The sequence below is a fragment of the Kitasatospora sp. MY 5-36 genome (assembly GCF_001182915.1).
In the GTDB taxonomy this organism is placed as follows: domain Bacteria; phylum Actinomycetota; class Actinomycetes; order Streptomycetales; family Streptomycetaceae; genus Kitasatospora.
Genome location: NZ_LFVW01001370.1, coordinates 1 through 744 on the forward strand (window position 1 = coordinate 1; position 744 = coordinate 744).

Below are 744 nucleotides of genomic sequence, written 5' to 3' on the forward strand. Positions count from 1 at the left end.
GCGGGGCGCCGGACGGCGGGCGGCGGCTGTTCGTCGGCGTCGCCCAGGGCCCGCTCGCCCGCGCCGCCGGGGTGCTGGAGGAGCTGCGCGAAGCACTGGCGCACCCGCCCGAGCCGGTCACCGTACCGACCAGTGCCCTCCAGCGGGAGCTGCTGCGCCAGGTGATCGGGGAGTCCGAGCCCGGCGGACGGCACGTCGAGCAGCTGTCCTGGAACTGGCACGGGCCGCTGGACACCGAGCGCTTCACCGCGGCCTGGCAGTCCGTCTTCGACCACGAGACGGTGCTGCGCGCGGCCTTCGACTGGGACGAGCACGGCCCCGACGACCCCTGGATGGTGCTGCACGAGCACGCCGTCCCCGAGGTGACCCGGCACCGCCACGGCGCCGCCGACTGGGAGGACCTGCTCGCCGCCGACCGCCGGCGCGGCTTCGACCTGCGCCGCCCCGCCCTGCTGCGCGCCACCCTCGTCGACGCCCCGCCGGACGCCGGGGAGGGGCCCGCCACCCGGGTCCTGCTCACCTACCACCACGCGATGCTGGACGGCTGGAGCGTACGGCTGCTGCTCCAGTCCTTCTACCGCGCCTACCTGACCGGCGGCGTGCTGGCCGGCGGCCAGCGCCGCCCCGACCTGCGCGACCACGCCCGCTGGCTGTCCGGCCAGAGCACCGACGCCGCACGGCAGTTCTGGTCCACCCGGCCCCCCGCCACCGCCGTCCTGCCGCTCGCCCCCGACCCGCGCCGGC

Annotated in this window: 1 protein-coding gene; it reads left to right on the forward strand. The window is 77.6% G+C overall.

The genetic code is table 11. The annotated features are described in order from the left end of the window. Positions 1-744: condensation domain-containing protein (locus AE652_RS42485; RefSeq protein ID WP_049661637.1), on the forward strand; the 744-nt coding region annotated here is incomplete at both ends.